This window comes from Alcaligenes sp. SMD-FA, from assembly GCF_025960365.1.
GTDB classification, from domain to species: domain Bacteria; phylum Pseudomonadota; class Gammaproteobacteria; order Burkholderiales; family Burkholderiaceae_B; genus Alcaligenes; species Alcaligenes aquatilis.
On record NZ_CP110108.1, the window covers coordinates 3,952,942 to 3,970,940 of the forward strand.

Annotated in this window: 25 protein-coding genes; all 25 read right to left on the bottom strand. The window is 54.6% G+C overall.

The features are described 5' to 3' along the window. Positions 1 to 62 precede the first annotated feature (62 nt). The gene (gene dsbD / locus OKX01_RS18240; protein ID WP_264672225.1) at positions 63 to 1,988 is read right to left on the bottom strand and encodes a protein-disulfide reductase DsbD; all 1,926 of its coding nucleotides are present in this window, start codon (positions 1,986 to 1,988) and stop codon (positions 63 to 65) included. Positions 1,989 to 2,025: 37 nt separating this feature from the next. Beyond that, positions 2,026 to 2,412 carry a divalent-cation tolerance protein CutA gene (cutA, locus tag OKX01_RS18245; RefSeq protein ID WP_406846420.1) on the bottom strand — a complete coding sequence of 129 codons (387 nt, stop codon included), beginning with the start codon at positions 2,410 to 2,412 and terminating at the stop codon, positions 2,026 to 2,028. 47 nt (positions 2,413 to 2,459) lie between these two features. Then, complete coding sequence (locus OKX01_RS18250; protein ID WP_094198135.1) at positions 2,460 to 3,434, bottom strand: AraC family transcriptional regulator; 975 nt, start codon at positions 3,432 to 3,434, stop codon at positions 2,460 to 2,462. Between the two features lie 115 nt (positions 3,435 to 3,549). After that, positions 3,550 to 4,095, bottom strand: coding sequence for a flavin reductase family protein (locus OKX01_RS18255; RefSeq protein WP_094198136.1), 546 nt, complete (start codon positions 4,093 to 4,095; stop codon positions 3,550 to 3,552). 122 nt (positions 4,096 to 4,217) lie between these two features. Next, a complete protein-coding gene (locus OKX01_RS18260; protein WP_264672226.1) occupies positions 4,218 to 5,303 on the bottom strand; it encodes an LLM class flavin-dependent oxidoreductase in 1,086 nt (361 codons plus the stop codon). 487 nt (positions 5,304 to 5,790) lie between these two features. Further along, on the bottom strand, positions 5,791 to 6,177 hold the full coding sequence (gene rplQ, locus OKX01_RS18265; RefSeq protein WP_003805334.1) for a 50S ribosomal protein L17: 387 nt from the start codon (positions 6,175 to 6,177) through the stop codon (positions 5,791 to 5,793). Between the two features lie 203 nt (positions 6,178 to 6,380). Continuing rightward, a complete protein-coding gene (locus OKX01_RS18270; RefSeq protein WP_003805337.1) occupies positions 6,381 to 7,364 on the bottom strand; it encodes a DNA-directed RNA polymerase subunit alpha in 984 nt (327 codons plus the stop codon). A gap of 152 nt (positions 7,365 to 7,516) precedes the next feature. Further along, complete coding sequence (rpsD, locus tag OKX01_RS18275; protein ID WP_094198138.1) at positions 7,517 to 8,140, bottom strand: 30S ribosomal protein S4; 624 nt, start codon at positions 8,138 to 8,140, stop codon at positions 7,517 to 7,519. Positions 8,141 to 8,151: 11 nt separating this feature from the next. After that, a complete protein-coding gene (rpsK, locus tag OKX01_RS18280) occupies positions 8,152 to 8,550 on the bottom strand; it encodes a 30S ribosomal protein S11 (RefSeq protein ID WP_003805343.1) in 399 nt (132 codons plus the stop codon). Between the two features lie 14 nt (positions 8,551 to 8,564). Continuing rightward, complete coding sequence (rpsM, locus tag OKX01_RS18285; RefSeq protein ID WP_003805346.1) at positions 8,565 to 8,930, bottom strand: 30S ribosomal protein S13; 366 nt, start codon at positions 8,928 to 8,930, stop codon at positions 8,565 to 8,567. 36 nt (positions 8,931 to 8,966) lie between these two features. Continuing rightward, positions 8,967 to 9,080 carry a 50S ribosomal protein L36 gene (gene rpmJ, locus OKX01_RS18290; RefSeq protein ID WP_003805360.1) on the bottom strand — a complete coding sequence of 38 codons (114 nt, stop codon included), beginning with the start codon at positions 9,078 to 9,080 and terminating at the stop codon, positions 8,967 to 8,969. A 32-nt stretch (positions 9,081 to 9,112) separates the two neighbouring features. Then, the gene (infA, locus tag OKX01_RS18295) at positions 9,113 to 9,331 is read right to left on the bottom strand and encodes a translation initiation factor IF-1 (RefSeq protein ID WP_003805361.1); all 219 of its coding nucleotides are present in this window, start codon (positions 9,329 to 9,331) and stop codon (positions 9,113 to 9,115) included. 9 nt (positions 9,332 to 9,340) lie between these two features. Then, entirely contained in the window at positions 9,341 to 10,666 is a 1,326-nt protein-coding gene (gene secY / locus OKX01_RS18300) for a preprotein translocase subunit SecY (RefSeq protein ID WP_003805363.1), read from the bottom strand. Between the two features lie 12 nt (positions 10,667 to 10,678). Then, on the bottom strand, positions 10,679 to 11,119 hold the full coding sequence (rplO, locus tag OKX01_RS18305; protein ID WP_094198139.1) for a 50S ribosomal protein L15: 441 nt from the start codon (positions 11,117 to 11,119) through the stop codon (positions 10,679 to 10,681). Between the two features lie 11 nt (positions 11,120 to 11,130). Continuing rightward, on the bottom strand, positions 11,131 to 11,316 hold the full coding sequence (rpmD, locus tag OKX01_RS18310; protein ID WP_003805366.1) for a 50S ribosomal protein L30: 186 nt from the start codon (positions 11,314 to 11,316) through the stop codon (positions 11,131 to 11,133). A gap of 3 nt (positions 11,317 to 11,319) precedes the next feature. Next, positions 11,320 to 11,841, bottom strand: coding sequence for a 30S ribosomal protein S5 (gene rpsE, locus OKX01_RS18315; protein ID WP_003805367.1), 522 nt, complete (start codon positions 11,839 to 11,841; stop codon positions 11,320 to 11,322). Between the two features lie 12 nt (positions 11,842 to 11,853). Beyond that, positions 11,854 to 12,207, bottom strand: a complete 354-nt coding sequence (gene rplR / locus OKX01_RS18320) for a 50S ribosomal protein L18 (protein ID WP_009459977.1) — start codon at positions 12,205 to 12,207, stop codon at positions 11,854 to 11,856. Between the two features lie 21 nt (positions 12,208 to 12,228). Then, complete coding sequence (gene rplF, locus OKX01_RS18325; protein ID WP_108728328.1) at positions 12,229 to 12,762, bottom strand: 50S ribosomal protein L6; 534 nt, start codon at positions 12,760 to 12,762, stop codon at positions 12,229 to 12,231. A gap of 12 nt (positions 12,763 to 12,774) precedes the next feature. Then, entirely contained in the window at positions 12,775 to 13,170 is a 396-nt protein-coding gene (gene rpsH / locus OKX01_RS18330; protein WP_094198141.1) for a 30S ribosomal protein S8, read from the bottom strand. 11 nt (positions 13,171 to 13,181) lie between these two features. Then, positions 13,182 to 13,487 carry a 30S ribosomal protein S14 gene (gene rpsN / locus OKX01_RS18335; protein WP_042489405.1) on the bottom strand — a complete coding sequence of 102 codons (306 nt, stop codon included), beginning with the start codon at positions 13,485 to 13,487 and terminating at the stop codon, positions 13,182 to 13,184. 10 nt (positions 13,488 to 13,497) lie between these two features. Next, positions 13,498 to 14,037, bottom strand: a complete 540-nt coding sequence (gene rplE, locus OKX01_RS18340) for a 50S ribosomal protein L5 (RefSeq protein WP_009459981.1) — start codon at positions 14,035 to 14,037, stop codon at positions 13,498 to 13,500. Between the two features lie 12 nt (positions 14,038 to 14,049). Continuing rightward, a complete protein-coding gene (gene rplX, locus OKX01_RS18345) occupies positions 14,050 to 14,370 on the bottom strand; it encodes a 50S ribosomal protein L24 (RefSeq protein ID WP_094198142.1) in 321 nt (106 codons plus the stop codon). 14 nt (positions 14,371 to 14,384) lie between these two features. Then, positions 14,385 to 14,753 (bottom strand): 50S ribosomal protein L14, encoded by a 369-nt coding sequence (rplN, locus tag OKX01_RS18350; protein WP_003805375.1) that lies wholly within the window; start codon positions 14,751 to 14,753, stop codon positions 14,385 to 14,387. 278 nt (positions 14,754 to 15,031) lie between these two features. Next, positions 15,032 to 16,972 carry a LapD/MoxY N-terminal periplasmic domain-containing protein gene (locus OKX01_RS18355; RefSeq protein ID WP_264672227.1) on the bottom strand — a complete coding sequence of 647 codons (1,941 nt, stop codon included), beginning with the start codon at positions 16,970 to 16,972 and terminating at the stop codon, positions 15,032 to 15,034. A gap of 101 nt (positions 16,973 to 17,073) precedes the next feature. Beyond that, complete coding sequence (locus tag OKX01_RS18360) at positions 17,074 to 17,712, bottom strand: transglutaminase-like cysteine peptidase (protein ID WP_395013983.1); 639 nt, start codon at positions 17,710 to 17,712, stop codon at positions 17,074 to 17,076. Positions 17,713 to 17,999: the final 287 nt, after the last annotated feature.

A 17,999-nucleotide genomic window follows, 5' to 3' on the forward strand; every position in this document is an offset into this window, starting at 1 on the left:
GTACGCGACGATGTACCGTCTGTTAGACCCTGATAAGCCCGGTTTTGGGCAAATCAGAAACGTCAGGCACCGGCCAAAGCCTCGTCGAGCACCGTGGAGAAGCGACTGGCATCCTGAAAACCGATCACGCGCAGTTGTTCCAATTGTTTCCCCTTGGAATCAAAAAACATGATGCCGGGAGGGCCGAACAGGCGGAAATGTTTGAGCAGTTCACGATCCTCTGGCGTATTGGCGGTGACATCCACCTGCAGCAATTCAAACTGCGCCATGCGTTGCGCAACAGAGGGATCACTAAAGGTGAAGTTCTCCATTTCAATGCAGGACACGCACCAGTCTGCGTAGAAATCCAGCATCACGGGGCGTGTGGTCTTGGCCAGACGCTCCTCCAACTCCTGCAGCGTCAGCACGCGCTGAAACTCCACCTTGTTTTGCGCAGCGGCCACCGTACCGGACGATTTCAGCCCTTCCAAAGGACGAATCACGCTGGGACGACCCAAGGCAATGCTGATCATCATCATGATGGCCCAGACCGCCAGCATCATGCCCACACCCTGTCGTAAACCCGACCAAGGCGTACGTGCAGCCGTGCCGCGCCCGAACGCTCCCAGCAAGGCAGCCGCCCACAAGGCCAGGACAACCCAGCCAAAAACGGCAATCGTGCCCGACATCAAGGGCGAGACCATCCACCAGGCCGTCGCCAACAGCAACACACCAAAAGCGGTTTTGACGCTTTCCATCCAGGCACCCGCCTTGGGCAACACACTGCCCGAACCCGCACCCACAATCAGCAACAAGACGCCTGAACCCCAGGCCAAGGCAAACAGAGCCGAGCCACCCAGGACCACATCACCCGTCTGCGAGATAAACAGCAGCACGCCAGCCAGCGGTGCCGCAACACAAGGGCCAACAATCAAGGCAGACAGCATGCCCATCAGGAATACGCCGCCCAGTTGCCCGCCCGGCAAGCGATTCATTGTTTCGTTCAAGCGATTTTGCAGTGCCGCCGGCGCCTGAACCGTAAACACATCCAGCATGGACAAGGCCAACACCACCAGAATCAGGGCGAACAGACCCAAGACCCACGGATTCTGCAACCAACTTGCCAAGCCCGCACCCAGCAAGCCTGCTGCCACGCCCAGCAGGGTGTAGACCAGGGACAAGCCCAGCACAAAGGCAAAGGCCATTTTCAGGCCGTGCCAGCGCGATGGCGCAGGCTGATTACGTCCAGCAATGATGGACAGCAAAATCGGCACCATCGGCAGGACGCAAGGCGTAAAGGACAGCAGCAAGCCGAACACAAAGCTCAGCAACACAATCTGGCCCCAGCCAGCCTGCTTGAGATAATCGGCCAGGCCCACATCACTCAGGTTCAGCGCCGACGCGACACCGCCTGTAGTGGCGGCTGTAGTCGTAGCAGCCGTTGCTGCCGTGTCTGTTTTCTGAGCCGTGGACTCACCCGGCGCAGGCACCGACACCACACCAAAAGGGCCCGCCACTTCCCAGCCCTGTCCGGTCGGGATCAAGGTCAAGGTTTGCGTTGAGGGGGAATAGCACAGGCCGGCATCGGCACAACCCTGGCTGACCACATCAATGTTCAGATCCTGACCAATCGCGCTATCGGCCAGGACAGGCACGCGCAGGGTGACCGAGTTTCGATAGACCTCCATCACTTCATCAAAGGTCGGGTCGTACACCTTTTCGCCATCGGGAAGCTGGGGACTGCCCAGATGCTCAGCCTTCTCGGTCGAGACCCCGAAACGCTTGCGATACATATAGTATTCAGGCCCAATCTGAAAATGGATGTCCAGTTGGTCGGGCTGGCTCATGGCCGCGGTCAGCACAAAAGCCTGTTCCGGGTCCAGAAACTCTTCTTCTGCCTGCGCCGTCAACGGCATTGCCAGCCAGGCCAGCATCAGGACAAAGAAAACAGCAAACCACGCGCCAAGACGCTGGGCAGAAAACGGGGAACGCTTCAAAGACAAAGACACAAATCTATTCCGGTTTTTTAGGCTGGGCTATCTGCGATCAGGCAGGACGGGTCTGGGTACGAGCCCAATCCAGATAAGCGGTGAAACCACCAACAACCGGAAGCACAATCAATTCAGGCAGATCGTAAGGATGCTGCTCGCGCAAGCGATCTGCCAATTCCGGTAGCCGGGCCACTGTGGTTTTGAAAGTCAGCGTAATTTCCTCATCGCCCTGTAACTCCCCTTGCCACATGTACATAGACAAGCTAGCAGGCGCAAGGTTCGCACAAGCGGCAATTCCATCCTCAACCAAGTGATGAGCCAGGTATTTGGCCAGCATCATATCGGGCACGGTGGTCTGCGCCAGTACTACTTGCTGCGCATCCATATCGGGCAGGGTCAAAGCCAGTTTGGGTTTGGAACTGGAGGAATTCTCAGAGGACATGCAGGGCTCCTAATCAGAGCCCTTAGTGTAGCGCCGGATGCCTGTGCTTAAACGCTGGATCGAGGTCGACTCAAGCCGCTTAATGTTTCAGAGGGGCGCTCGCCATAGCTATGCCGATAGTCGGCCGAGAACTGCCCCAAGTGGGTAAAGCCACAAGCCAGGGCTACCTCGGTGACCGACATGCCACCTTGCTGCAAATATTGGCGGGCGGCTTTCAAACGCATCTGTTTCAAACGCGCCATCGGTGCGACACCTAGATGCTCCCGAAACCCGGCATACAGGCTACGCACGCTGACACCTGCCGCCTGCGCAATATCGCCAATGGTGATGGGCTGGCCGGTCTGGCTTTCCATGAAGTCCAGGGCACGCCGCAAAACATGCGGCAAGACGGCCGCTGTTTTGTGAGAAGGTTGATTGTGCTGATGCAGCTCGAACAAAGCGTAGATCAACGTCTGCTCGAACTGGCGCACCTGACGGGGTTGATCAAACAAGGTGCCATCCGACACTTCGGCAAACTGCCAGTCCAGCAAACGGCGCAAGCTGGCCCCACCGGGCGCATCCAACGGGATGGAGGGCTGAAACTCCAGCGGACCGCGCACAGGTTGCGCAAAATAATCCTGATAATGGCGCTCCAACCCTTGACGTCCAATACGCACAAACAGCTTATCGGCCTCCAGGCTATGTTCCATGCTGAAGGCTTGAGTCGGGCTAATGATGGAAGCCAGGCGCGAGGTCGACGCGAAACGCCCATGCGCCGTATGAATCTGCTCTTGTCCCGACAGGGGGATTTGCAAGAGATAGAAGTCGTCCAGTGGCTGAGGCGCAATCTGCACCTGCGCCCCATAGCGCAAACGACCATAGGCCACATCCTGGCCTTGGCGTAGAGACAGGCGTGCATTCAGACGCTGACGGGTATCGGCCAAAGTCAGGCTATGCGGGCAGAAAACCTGGGAGATATAGTGCTGAACGCAGTCCACATCCTGCGAATGCAGCTGGGCATAGCGATTCAGTATGGTGGTCATGAGCGTCGCAACAAGCGATAAAAAAAAGCTGTACCTTAGTGTGGCACAGCCTCTTGCACTGCAACATCGAGACAATCCCTAGGCCGCCCGGGCCAGGGACGGCAATCCCGACGAGTTACTGACCCTGAAAGCGGCCAAAGCGTCCTTGCCAGTACAGCAAGGGCGAATCCTGTTCCTGCTCGGCATGGTGTACCTGCAACACACGCCCCAATACCAAGGCGTGGCTATGACGCTCAATCACTTCCACAATCTGACAGGCCAAAGCAGCGGGCGCCTGTCGGGCAAGCCAGATGCCGTGCTCAGTACGCAGCCAGTCGTGTCCAGCGTAACGCGCATCGCCTTGCTCGCCTTTGAAACCGGCAAATTGCAAAGCCATGCCCGCCTGCTCAACACCCAGGATATTTACCCCAAACAGACCGCTATCACGCATCAAAGGCCAGGACGAGGAGCTTTGATTCACGCAGACCAGCACCTCTGCCGGATCTGCGGCTACCGAAGTGACCGAAGTCGCGGTCAGGCCGCTGCGCTGACCCTGGTGTTCGACCGTAATCACATTAGCCGTACCCCCCAGATGGCGCATAGCAAGTTTGAACTGCTCGGCAGAAACTCCAGGCGCGTATAGCGCTTGGTCTGTCGGCAAGGAAGCCAATTCCACAGGCATGATTCACCTTTTCTAATCTTATGGGCAGCACAGTCATCGGGACGATGCTGCCTGTGTGGCGTACGTGAACTGGCTATCCCCCTGGGCAAGCCAAAGCCTGCCCGATAGCCAGAAAATCGCTCTTAGCGAATGCCACGCTGCTGCAACAAAGGCAGCACAGTATCACGGAAATAAGGGAATTCCTTTACATAGTCCACAAAGGACAAGGTTGTTCCCCGGAAACCGGCTTCGTGCAGAGCACACAAACCGTCAGCCACTTGCTCGGGTGTACCCACCAGTGGGAAACCACCGTGGCCCGCCGCCATGCGTTCACGGATTTGCTCCAGCAGCTCGTGCGGGAAAGAATGAGCGTGGGCAAACTGCAAATTCATCAAATTATCCACGGCACCATTGTCGATATTGGCCATGATGCGTTCCCACTCGGCCTGGGCCTCGGCTTGCGTAGGACGGCACACAACGTGCGAGAAGGTCATCACATCGACTTTACGGCCCTGCGCTTGGCCTTGTGCCTTGAGTTCAGCCACCTCTTTCTTAGAGCGCTCCAGCTCCATGGCGGGCGTGAACAGGAAGTTGGCATTACGACTGGCAAACTCACGGCCTTGAGCGGAACCGGCAGCGTTAAAGATAGGCGGATCAAATTCAGGACGAGGATTGCCGTAAACACCCTTAGCCTGGAAATATTTGCCATCCCAATCGAAACGGCCATCGTGGTGCCAGATTTTCTTGATCAGGTCGAACCATTCTTGCGCATAGCCGTAACGGGTTTCATGATCATCAGGCAGCTTCACACCCAAAGCGTCATACTCAGGCTTGTTCCAGCCGGCCACGATATTCAAACCGACCCGGTTGCCGCTCATCTGGGCCATGGTGGCGAGCTGCTTGGCAATCACCACAGGGTGGTTAGCAACCGTGTGCACAGTGGCAAACACGCTGATATTGCGAGTATTGGCCAGCAAGGCAGTCGCCCAGGTGACGGTTTCCAGCACGTAACCGTGGAAATCGGTTTCGCCACCGTAACCAATCCAACGGGCGATAGGCAACATAAAGTCAATACCGGCATCGTCCAGCAGCTTGCCCAGCTTCAGATTGTTTTCCCACGTAGCCTGCCAGCGATCGGGCAAGGTTGATACCGTCATGCCACCACCGCAATTGGTGGCAAAGGTTCCCAGCAGAAACTTATCGTGTGTGAGCAATGTATTCTGTGCCATCGCCAGTCTCCTGAAAATCGTTGTTCTTTACAGCTCACCACCATGGCGAAGCTGACATAGCGCAGATTTTAGGGAGCGGCCCTAAGGCCCACTATCGGATCACTGCCGCTTTTATCAAATGCCTGCAATTATTTGAACTTTAAAGCTCTACAGGTCAGAAAACCTAGTAAAAACCCTTATATAACAGCGCCTTGTTGTTTTTTTTGAGCTGTTTTTAACAGTCAAAGCACCCTGCTTTACGCCTTTTCACTGTGCTGAATGGAGCCGACATTCTGGCTCAAACCCGCGCTTGGACCTATATAAGGGGTAGGCTTGGCACCCGGCCTGGGGAGCAGGCAAAACGACGGTGAGAAACAAGATCAGCAGCAACAAGGTTAAGACCTTTCCAAAAACGCCTAGCCCTTGATGAACAAGACCATACCGCCGCCAATAAAAAAACGGACTCCTGAGAGTCCGTTTTCAATACTACGAGAGAAACAAGCAGCGCTTATTCAGCAGCGGCTTCTTCCTGAACTTCTGGACGATCCACCAGCTCCATGAATGCCATAGGAGCATTGTCACCCTGACGGAAACCCATTTTCAGGATGCGGGTGTAGCCGCCGTTACGCTCTTGGTAACGTGGGCCGAAAACTTCAAACAGCTTGGTCACTGCATCGCGGTCGCGCAGACGGGCGAAAGCCAGACGACGGTTTGCCAAGGTTGGGTTTTTAGCCAAAGTGATCAGGGGCTCAACCACGCGACGCAGCTCTTTAGCTTTAGGCAGTGTGGTTTTGATGGCTTCGTGAGTCAGCAGGGACACGGACATGTTGCGGAACATGGCCAAACGGTGGCTGCTGGTGCGATTCAGTTTACGTAGACCGTGACGGTGACGCATGATGATTTTCCTAAATAATGAATCTAATTGGCACGCCGCTTATGCGGCATGCGTAAATCTGGTTCTTCTATCAGCTAGGCTGCGGACCAGATGGACAGCGCAAAACAATAGCACATTTTCAGCCGCCACTCACACTTTTTGCAGGTGTACAACACCAGAAAAAGTGTAAGTGGCGTCCAAGAAACGTCTGTCTTGCTGACTACTTATGGACGCTCAAGACCCAGTGGTGGCCAGTTTTCGAGCTTCATGCCCAAAGTCAGACCACGTGCAGCCAACACTTCCTTGATTTCGTTCAAGGACTTGCGGCCCAGGTTTGGAGTCTTCAACAGTTCGTTTTCGGTACGCTGGATCAGATCGCCGATGTAGTAGATATTTTCGGCTTTCAGGCAGTTTGCGGAACGAACGGTCAATTCCAGATCGTCGACAGGACGCAACAACACAGGATCGATCTGTGGTGCGCCACGTACTGGAGCTTCGTAGGCATCGCCCACACCTTCCAGAGCAGCAAACACGGAGATTTGATCCATCAGGATGCGAGCGGACTGGCGAACAGCTTCCTCGGGCGAGATCACGCCGTTGGTTTCGATGTCCAGAACCAGCTTGTCCAGGTCAGTACGCTGTTCCACACGGGCGTTTTCGACCGCGTAGCTAACACGACGCACAGGGCTGTAGGACGCGTCCAGCACGATACGACCGATCGTGTGGGTGCGGTCATCAGCCAGAGCACGAACGTTACCAGGCACGTAGCCACGGCCTTGCTCAACCTTGATCTGCATTTCCAGCTTGCCGTCATCGGTCAAGGTGGCAATCACATGATTGGGGTTGATGATTTCAACGTCGTGCGGCAATTCGATGTCGCTAGCCAACACCTGGCCGGCGCCTTCTTTGCGCAGGATCAGGGTAACTTCTTCACGGCTATGCAGCTTGAATACCACGCCCTTGAGGTTCATCAAGATATCAACCACGTCCTCACCCACACCTGGCAGTGTGGAGTATTCGTGCACCACACCGGTGATCTGCACTTCAGTCGGTGCATAGCCGGTCATGGAGGACAGCAAAATACGACGCAGTGCGTTGCCCAGAGTGTGGCCGTAGCCGCGCTCGAAAGGCTCCATGATCACCTTGGCGTGATTTTTGCTGATTGGTTCGACTTCAATGGAACGGGGTTTCAAAAAACCTTGAGACATTCGATTTCCTTTTCAATACCCTCGGCTCGTTACACCGATAAGGCTGACGGAAACTGGCCTAAGCCAGCAGAAAGTATCGCAAAGCCCACTTGCCGAAAAACGGGAAGTGGGCTTGCTTTACTGCATTGTGTAAGCGGTCTTCGCGTAAAAGATTAACGCGAGTACAACTCAACAACCAGCGATTCGTTAACGTCTTGAGCGACGTCAGCGCGATCGGGAACTTGCTTGAAGACGCCGGACAGCTTGGCAGCGTCAACTTCCACCCACTGAGGCAAGCCAATGCCAGTTGCCAGATCCAGGGATTCCTTGATACGGCCTTGGGATTTAGCTTTTTCGCGGACGGCAACAACGTCACCAGCCTTGATCAGCATGGAAGCGATGTCAGCGGTATGACCGTTGACTTCGATAGCACGGTGGTTAACCAGCTGGCGAGCTTCAGCACGTGTAGAGCCGAAACCCATTCGGTAAACCACGTTGTCCAGACGCGATTCCAACAATTGAATCAGCGTTTCACCGGTGTTGCCACGGCGGCGGTCAGCTTCAACGTAGTATTTGCGGAACTGCTTTTCCAGCACGCCGTACATACGCTTGAGCTTTTGCTTTTCGCGCAGCTGCAGACCGAAGTCAGACGTACGAGCACCGGAGGTGCGGCCGTGCTGACCAGGACGCGATTCCAGTTTGCACTTGGAATCCAGCGAGCGACGGGCGCTCTTCAAAAACAGATCGGTACCCTCGCGACGCGAGAGCTTGCATTTTGGTCCAATATAACGAGCCACTTCGCTTCCCCTTAGATGCGACGACGCTTGGGCGGACGGCAGCCGTTATGCGGAACCGGTGTGATGTCTGCAATGCTGGTGATCTTGATACCCAGAGCATTCAGAGCACGCACAGACGATTCACGGCCTGGACCGGGGCCCTTGATGCGAACTTCAAGATTTTTAATACCGTATTCCATGGCAGTACGGCCGGCTGTTTCAGCGGCAACCTGCGCGGCAAACGGCGTGGATTTACGAGAGCCTTTAAAGCCCGCGCCACCCGACGTAGCCCAGGACAATGCGTTGCCCTGACGGTCAGTAATGGTGATGATCGTGTTGTTAAAAGAAGCGTGGACGTGAGCAATCCCGTCCGACACGCTTTTTTTGACTTTCTTGCGTGCGCGTGAAGCGCTGCTAGAAGCTTTGGCCATCTTCTATTCCTCGATTATTTCTTCAGGGACGCGGCGGCACGACGCGGACCTTTACGGGTGCGAGCGTTAGTGCGTGTACGTTGGCCGCGCACTGGCAGACCGCGACGATGACGCATGCCACGGTAAGTTCCCAAGTCAGCCAAACGCTTGATCGAGAGCTGAACTTCACGACGCAGGTCACCTTCTACAGTGAACAAGCCGATCTGTTCGCGAATGCGCTCGAGTTCCGCGTCGGTCAGATCTTTGACCTTCTTGGAGTATTCAATACCCGATGCTTCGCAAATCTTGCGAGCGCGGGTGCGACCGATGCCGAAAATCGCGGTAAGACCGATTTCGGCGTGTTGATGCGGCGGGATGTTAATGCCGGCAATACGGGCCATGGTTATTCCTTGTTAAATCGGTTGCGTTTCGGCAACTTAGCCTTGACGCTGCTTATGACGTGGATCGGTGCAGATGACACGCACCACGCCATGACGTTTAATGATTTTGCAGTTGCGGCAGATCCGCTTTACTGATGCCATTACCTTCATGGTTTGACTCCTAGTTTCCTGTAACCGGCCGCTTATTTGGAGCGGAACACAATTCGTGCTCGGGATAGATCATAGGGCGTGAGCTCCACAGTGACCTTATCGCCCGGCAGAATCCGGATATAGTGCATACGCATTTTGCCTGAAATGTATCCGAGCACTACGTGACCATTTTCCAGCTTGACGCGAAAAGTTGCGTTGGGAAGGTTCTCAAGAACCTGTCCCTGCATTTGAATGACGTCGTCCTTTGCCATTTTCGTGAATTACCGCATCGGCAAGCTCGAGCCTTTGAAGTTAGCCTTCTTGAGCAGCGAGTCATATTGTTGTGACATGACATAGGCCTGGGCCTGCGCCATGAAGTCCATGGTTACTACAACAATAATCAGCAAGGAAGTGCCGCCAAAATAAAACGGTACATTCCAGCGCATTTGCAAGAACTCTGGGACCAGACACACCAAGGTAATGTAGATCGCACCGGCCAATGTCAAACGCATCAAGATCTTGTCGATATAACGCGCTGTCTGATCACCGGGACGAATACCTGGTACGAAAGCTCCACTCTTTTTCAGGTTGTCTGCAGTTTCGCGGCTGTTAAACACCAGGGCCGTGTAGAAAAAGCAGAACAAAATGATCAGCGCGGAGAACAAAGTAATGTAAAGCGGCTGACGCGGCGACAAAGCAGCCTCGATTTCACGCAACCAACCCAGACCGGGCGTGCTGGAGAACCAATTAGCAATTGTCGCTGGCAACAGAATAATGGACGAAGCGAAGATCGGAGGGATCACGCCAGCCATGTTCAGTTTCAGCGGCAAATGCGAGCTTTGACCACCATAGATACGGTTACCTACTTGCCGTTTGGCGTAGTTGACCGTAATACGACGCTGACCACGCTCGACAAAGACGACGAAGTACGTGACGGCGGCTACTAAAACGAGGATAAACAGTGCCGATAGAATCGACATGGAATCCGTACGCACCAGATCAAGCATGCCGCCCAAAGCATTGGGCAAACCCGCTACGATACCGGCGAAGATCAGGATGGAAATACCATTACCCAATCCACGTTCAGTGATTTGTTCACCCAGCCACATGACGAACATGGTGCCAGTGACCAGTGTTACCACTGTCGTGAAGCGAAACAGCATCCCTGGGTCGATAACCAGACCGGGCTGCGATTCTAGAGCGATGGAAATCCCAACTCCCTGGAACAAAGCCAAAAAGACCGTTCCGTAACGGGTGTATTGCGTGATCTTGCGACGACCCGACTCACCCTCTTTCTTGATTGCTTCCAGCGTGGGCACCACAGCGGTCATCAATTGCATGATGATGGACGCAGAGATGTAGGGCATGATTCCCAGTGCGAACACTGAGAATCGCTCTAAAGCACCACCGGAGAACATATTAAACAAACCCAGAATACCACTCTGGTTTTGAGTAAACAGTTCGGACAAGGCATCAGGATTGATGCCTGGTACCGGAATGTGCGTACCCAAGCGGTAGACAATCAGGGCGAGCAACAGGAAAACGAGACGACGTTTCAAATCGCCGTAGCGCGGACCCGACTTACTCTGTGCCTGAGCTTTTGCCACCGTGACCCCTTTTTATTCCAGCGAGCCGCCGGCTGCTTCGATCACGGCGCGAGCGCCGGCCGTTGCATTAATGCCTTTCAGCGCAACTTTACGGGAAAGTTCACCGGACTTGATGACTTTAGCGTAACGCACCATTTGGCCAACCACGCCAGCCTGCTTCAGTGCCTGGACGTCGATAACTTCGGCATCCATTTTTTGCAGTTCGGACAGACGTACTTCTGCGTACAGGTGGTCGTCCAGGGTGGTGAAACCACGCTTGGGCAAACGACGTTGCAAAGGCATTTGACCGCCTTCGAAACCGACTTTATGAAAACCACCCGAGCGGGATTTTTGGCCTTTATGACCACGTCCGCCGGTTTTGCCCAAGCCGGAACCGACACCGCGACCAACACGACGTGCTGCGTGTTTGGCGCCAGCGGCGGGCTTGAGATTGTTCAATTGCAATTCAGACATCCCGATTCCTTTCAGGCTTCCGAGACCGTAACCAGATAATCCACCTTGCGGATCATCCCACGAACCTCAGGAGTATCAACCAATACACGGCTGGTGTTGACTCGGCGCAGACCCAGGCCGCGAACGGTGTCGCGGTGGCTTTGCTTAGTACCGATGACCGAACGCACCAACGTAACTTTGATTTGTTTCTGTGCCATGACTTACCCCAGAATTTCTTCAACTGTCTTGCCGCGCTTGGCAGCAATGTCAGCCGGTGTCGAGCAAGCACGCAAGCCGTTCAAAGTAGCGCGAACCATGTTGTATGGGTTGCTGGAACCCAGGCTCTTGGCTACGACGTTGCGCACGCCCATCACTTCGAAGATAGCGCGCATTGGGCCACCGGCGATAACGCCAGTACCTTCAGCGGCGGGCGAGATCAGAACGGTAGCTGCACCGTGCTTACCCACTACGGTGTGATGCAAAGTGCCGTTTTTCAGAGGCACTTTGATCAGACCGCGACGGGCCTGTTCCATTGCCTTTTGAACAGCAACGGGTACTTCGCGGGCTTTGCCCTTACCCATGCCGATACGACCATCACCATCACCGACTACGGCCAGCGAAGCAAAGCTCATGGTGCGACCACCTTTAACGACTTTGCTGACGCGGTTGACCGCAATCATCTTTTCTTTCAGGCCGTCATCGCGCTCTTGCTCTGGAGCCTGTCTGCCTTGTGCTTTAGCCATTTGATAATTCCTTTAGAATTTCAAGCCGGCTTCACGCGCGGCCTCGGCCAGCGCTTTCACGCGGCCATGGTAACGGAAGCCCGAGCGGTCAAAAGCAACCGTCTCGATGCCCGCAGCCTTCGCCTTTTCGGCGACGCGCTTGCCAACCAGGCTGGCTGCCGCTACGTTGCTGCCAACGGCCAATTCTTTGCGAACTTCGGTCTCGACAGTGGAAGCACTGACCAGAACGCGGTCGCCTTCGGGCGAGATGATGCTCGCGTAAATATGCGTATTCGTGCGATGCACCGACAGGCGGTGTACGCGCAGTTCGGCGATCTTGCGGCGAGTAGCCACTGCACGACGCATACGGGATTGTTTCTTGTCCATGATTCGTCCTTGCCTGCGGGCTTATTTCTTCTTGGTTTCCTTGAGGATGACGCGTTCGCCGACATAACGTACACCCTTGCCTTTGTAAGGCTCTGGTGGACGATAGCCACGAATTTCAGCGGCAACCTGACCAACCACCTGCTTGTTCGAACCCTTGATCACGACTTCCGTCGGAGTTGGGCACTCGGCTTTGACGCCTTCAGGCAGGTCGTGCACGATGTCGTGCGAGAAACCCAGTTGCAACTTCAAGGCATTACCCTGGACGGAGGCACGGAAACCCACGCCAACCAGACTCAGCTTGCGTTCGAAACCGGCGCTCACGCCAACAACCATGTTGTTGACCAGTTGGCGCACGGTGCCGGACATTGCGTTTGCGTGACGAGTTTCGTTCGCAGCAGCAAAAGACAACTGACCGTCTTGAAGTTCAATGGTGACGTCGCCAGTCAGAGTTTGAACCAAAGTGCCCAGAGGGCCTTTGACCGTGATCTGATCAGCGGCAATAGTCGTTTCTACGCCCTTGGGCAGGGAAACGGGATACTTAGCGATACGTGACATATGATGTTCTCCTTATGCCACGTAGCACAGCACTTCGCCACCGACGCCAGCTGCACGCGCCTTGCGATCGGTCATCACGCCGCGAGACGTGGACACGATGGCAACACCCAAGCCGTTCATGACTTGAGGGATGCTTGTGCTGCCTTTGTAGATGCGCAGTCCAGGACGCGAAACGCGGTCGATGCGCTCGATGACTGGCTGGCCGGCATAGTATTTCAGGGTGACTTCCAGCTCTGGCTTGGCTTTTTCGCCAACGATGCGGAAATCTTCGATGTAGCCTTCGTCTTTCAGCACAGCAGCAATAGCTGCTTTCAGCTTCGAGGAGGGCATGCTAACCGATGTCTTGTTGACCATTTGCGCGTTACGCACGCGGGTCAACATATCGGCGATTGGATCGCTCATGCTCATGTGTATTTCTCCTACCAGCTGGCCTTGGTCATACCGGGGATCTCGCCGCGCATTGCCATTTCGCGCACTTTATGGCGAGTCAAACCGAATTTCTTGAAAACACCACGAGGGCGACCGGTGATAACGCAGCGGTTGCGTTGACGGGTCGGGTTCGCGTTGCGTGGCAATTGTTGCAACTGCAAACGAGCCTCGTAGCGCTCTTCGTCAGACTTGGACTGGTCGTCAATAGTCGCTTTCAGTGCTGCGCGCTTGGCGGCGAATTTCTCAGCCAGCTTGGCGCGCTTGATGTCGCGATTGATGAGGGAAAGTTTAGCCACGTTGCGCCCCTTAGTTGCGGAACGGGAAGCTGAACGCGCTAAGCAGCGCCTTGGCCTCTTCGTCCGTCTTGGCAGAAGTAGTGATGCTGATGTTCAGACCACGCACTGCGTCGATTTTGTCGTACTCGATTTCAGGGAAAATGATTTGCTCTTTAACCCCCATGTTGTAGTTGCCACGGCCGTCAAACGCACGACCCGACACACCACGGAAGTCACGAACGCGTGGCAGAGCCACAGCGACCAGACGATCCAGGAATTCGTACATGCGTTGACCGCGCAGGGTCACCATACAACCGATCGGGTAATCTTCGCGAATCTTGAAACCGGCAATAGCTTTGCGGGTTTTCGTGATAACGGGCTTTTGACCAGCAATTTTGGTCATGTCCGATACCGCATTCTCGATAATCTTCTTGTCAGCAACCGCTTCCGAGACACCCATGTTCAGAGTGATCTTGGTGATGCGGGGTACTTCCATGATGCTCTTGTACTCGAACTGCTTTTGCAGGTCGGCAACCACTTTTTCGCGGTAGAACTCTTGTAAACGTGCCATGTTATCCGCCCCTTAAGCCTTGGCGCCAACGGCCTTGCCGCTGGAACGATAAACACGCGTTTTCTCGCCGTCGATCACCTGGATACCAACACGGTCGCCCTTGCCGGTTTCTGGGTTGAACAGCGCAACGTTCGAGATGTGGATAGGCATGGTCTTATCGACAATACCACCCTGCGTGCCAGCCATAGGATTGGCTTTAACGTGTTTTTTGACTACGTTGATGCCTTCCACGATAACGTGGTCTGCATCGACGCGTTGCAGCACTGTGCCACGGCGTTTTTTATCACGGCCAGTCAGCACAATAACTTCGTCGCCTTTACGAATTTTTTGCATTTTTTTCGCGCTCCTTACAGCACTTCGGGAGCCAAGGACACGATCTTCATGAACTTCTCGGTACGCAGTTCACGCGTAACGGGTCCGAAGATACGGGTGCCGATGGGTTCCAGCTTGGCATTGAGCAATACGGCGGCATTGCCACCGAAACGAATCAGCGAACCGTCTTTACGGCGCACGCCCTTAGCGGTACGAACCACTACAGCGTTGTAGATTTCGCCTTTTTTGACGCGTCCGCGCGGGGCCGCTTCTTTAACGGTAACTTTGATGATGTCACCAATTGCGGCATAACGGCGCTTCGAGCCGCCCAGCACCTTGATGCACATTACGGAACGCGCACCTGTGTTGTCGGCCACGTCCAGCGTGGTCTGCATTTGAATCATGATTTTTCCTGTTCCAACTTAATTGCAACGATCCAGCCAAAATGACTGGGTCACACAACCAGTTTTGGTCCCGTCAGATTCGGATCCAGCCAGTTCGATACCGTAAACCCGATCTCGATCTGGTCCGGCAAGCCGAACCCTAGGTTGAAATCTTGCGAGAGACAAAACGTTGTATTACCAACTTCAATCCGGATAGGCGTCTAAGCCTCTCCGGTCAAAATAAAGAGGTAAGCCACATATACTAGCAAATAAGCCCCAGAAAAACAAGGATTTATTTGCTAAGGCCTTGGCGCGACGGCGTTTTCACGCAACAACGCATCCAACTGGGCGCTATTGCTGGTTCGCGTTACCCGCCGCAAACCAATCCCCAACTCCCGCAGGCTTTGCAGGAACGCGGTCAGCAAGTGCCGTCCTCCCACTTCAGTCTGCAAAGTTTGGGCACGCTCATCGTCCAGGACAATATATTTGAGCGCCATCACATGCAGCCACAGAATCGATTCGGGCTGTTCCAGAACACGACGTAGACCAAATTGCACACCCAAGGGACGCAATGTATCCACAAAAGCGACCGTTTCGACATCGTATTCGCTCAGACAGTAAGCATCCAGTTCAATAATCAAACGTTGAGCCTTGTCACCAGCTTTGACCAGAACCTCGGCCACCTGATCCGCAAAGCCGGGCTTGATCACCGAGGCCCAGGAGACGCGAACACTCAAACTGCCCTCGTTGCTGGCCAGCCAGTCACTCGCCAGTTCCATCGTGCGCAAGTCACACAGCCCTGACAGACCCAGACGCACCGCCACCGGAATGAATAAATAGGCCGGTAAACTGGCCTGACCTTGCTGCTCAGGCAACAAATTCAAGGTTGCATCGTAAATCTGACCAGCCTGACCCCACACCTCGACGCCCGGTTTCACATTCAATTCAATGCGGCCTTGCTCCAGACCGCGCTCAATACGCGAATGCCATTCCTGCTCGCCAATGGACGATCCCGCCTCGGAATGGACGCCTTCGGAGGGACGGTACTCCACCTCCTGGTGCCCTGCCCCTTCAGCACGCATCAACGCATTGTCCAAACGCGTCATCACGGCGCTAAGCGTGTCCTGTCCTTCGTAGTTCGTCATCGCCATCGACCAGCGGCACAGACTGCCATCGGGCAGGGGCTGGCGCAGTTCCTGCAAAGCGTTACGCAACTCTTGCGCAAAACCCATCACCTGAGGACCCGTCTGGCCCTGGAGCAGCACAATAAAGTCAGAGCCATTCAGGCGGGCCAGATTGCCTGAGTCCATGCCATTTTTCTGCAATAGTTCAGTACAGCGCTGGGTGAGCAACTTCAACCAGGCATCCACCGCATCGCGCGACAAAGACGTATTCAATGGCAGTAAGTCCCGCTGACGGAACAGGAGCACATGGCCACCTTCTTCTTGCTGAAGAACCTGACGGAACAGGTTCACGAAATATTTGCGGTTAGCCAGGCCCGTTACCGGATCACAGTTCAACTCCAACTGCAGTTGCTCGATTCGGGCGTTTTGCTCCTGGCTACTGACACGGATGCGTCTTCGCACGGTGCTTAAGGTATGTGTCACGGCTTCCAGCTCGGGAATCGTGCGTACTTTTTTGCGGCTGGGTACAGATTCACTTTGATCCATCTGCTGCAACTCGAACTGCACATGTTCGCGCAAGGCACGACGCAACCAGGCCATGACCATCAAGACAAACACACCCCAGGCAATTCCAGCGCCCAACACCAGCAAGGTCACGCGCACAAAGCTTTTCCACAAACTGGCACGGGCGTATTCGTCAGCGGGTTTTACCTCAATAGTGCCGATCTGGTTCCAGCCGTTGCTGACATGAGCCGAGGCCACAGGCACCTCAATCGGCAAGGAGTTGGCAAACCACGCAGGCGAAGACCCAGTGAACTCCTTTTCTTGTTGAGTGCTACGCTCCACCAAAATCGTACCGGAGGTGTCAGCAAAACGAATACGCTCAAATTGCCCGGTATCGTACAGAGCAGCAATCAGCAGCTCTTGGGTCACCGGATCCTGGTTGCTGGGTTGGGACAAGGTCAAGGCCAGCGAAGTCGCGGCCGACTCACCCTGAGCCTGCAACTGACTGCTCAAGTATTGCCTTGCCGAGTCAACGCTGAACCACAGCGTGCCAATCAAGATAGCAAGAATCGCGCACGAGACACTTAGCAGGAGCTGTTTAAGTAAAGACATAACGCTTCCGTATATTCCATAAATTCTGGTCTAGCCCACCCAGCAAGGGTGTCCTGAGAGCTGTTTCCGATCAGGGCTCAAGCCCTGGGGCCGGTACATCATCAAGGAACAAACCCTTCCTTACGCATTTTTTCCAGCAAACCACGCCAGCGGCTGATACTGTCTACCGAACCTTTCTGGGCGTTACCCACATACACCCCTTGGGAATTGAAGCTGAACACGGGGGTCAAATCAGGACGCTGGCTGGCGGGACGAATCGAGCCACTTAAATTATCCAGCAATAAAGGCTCGGACTGCGGTGTGGGGTAGTAGCCCAGCACCATGTGCGCAATACTTTGGCCACCTACTTGTGCCCGTACATAAATCAATCTTAATTTTTCATTGGGCACACCCAGGTGTAACAAGGAAAAATATTTGCCAATCACAAAATCCTCGCAATCGGCCGCCATTTTGCCCAGCGTTTCAATCGGTGTTGCCCAATAATCCAACTGCCCCCAGATGTGAATATCCTCACCAGCCATTGCATTCGCGTTCCAGAAATCGTTGACGACATCCAGTTGGCGGCGCTCGCTTTGCCCGCGGGCGGAGTCCAGGTTAACGATCCAGCGATCTACAGCATTTCCAGCACGGGCGCCAAAGCGGGAGACGGCAGTCTGGCGAATCTTGCTTGCCTCGAATTGCAAGGCTGGCACCGACAAAGGCAGCCACACCAAAACAAGCAGCGCAATCAACGCTAGCAGCGCAACCCTAGATCGAAGAAAAAGGCGTAGCCAGGCAAAAGACAAGAGCACGTCAATCCCAAATAAGCAAACCCTTATAACGGCCTTATAGCGTGCCTATTTAGTAAACACTTGATAACCGCTATTGACCACTAAGGCCTGAGCAAAAGCCCCCCGCCTGATCCCTATTCACATCCAGACCGGTCAGACAAACAAATCATAGGCACAAATACTACAGGATGCTATTGGCAGAAACGACAAGCCAAATAAAACCCCACAAGCCCTGACGGACTTGCGGGGTTCAATAC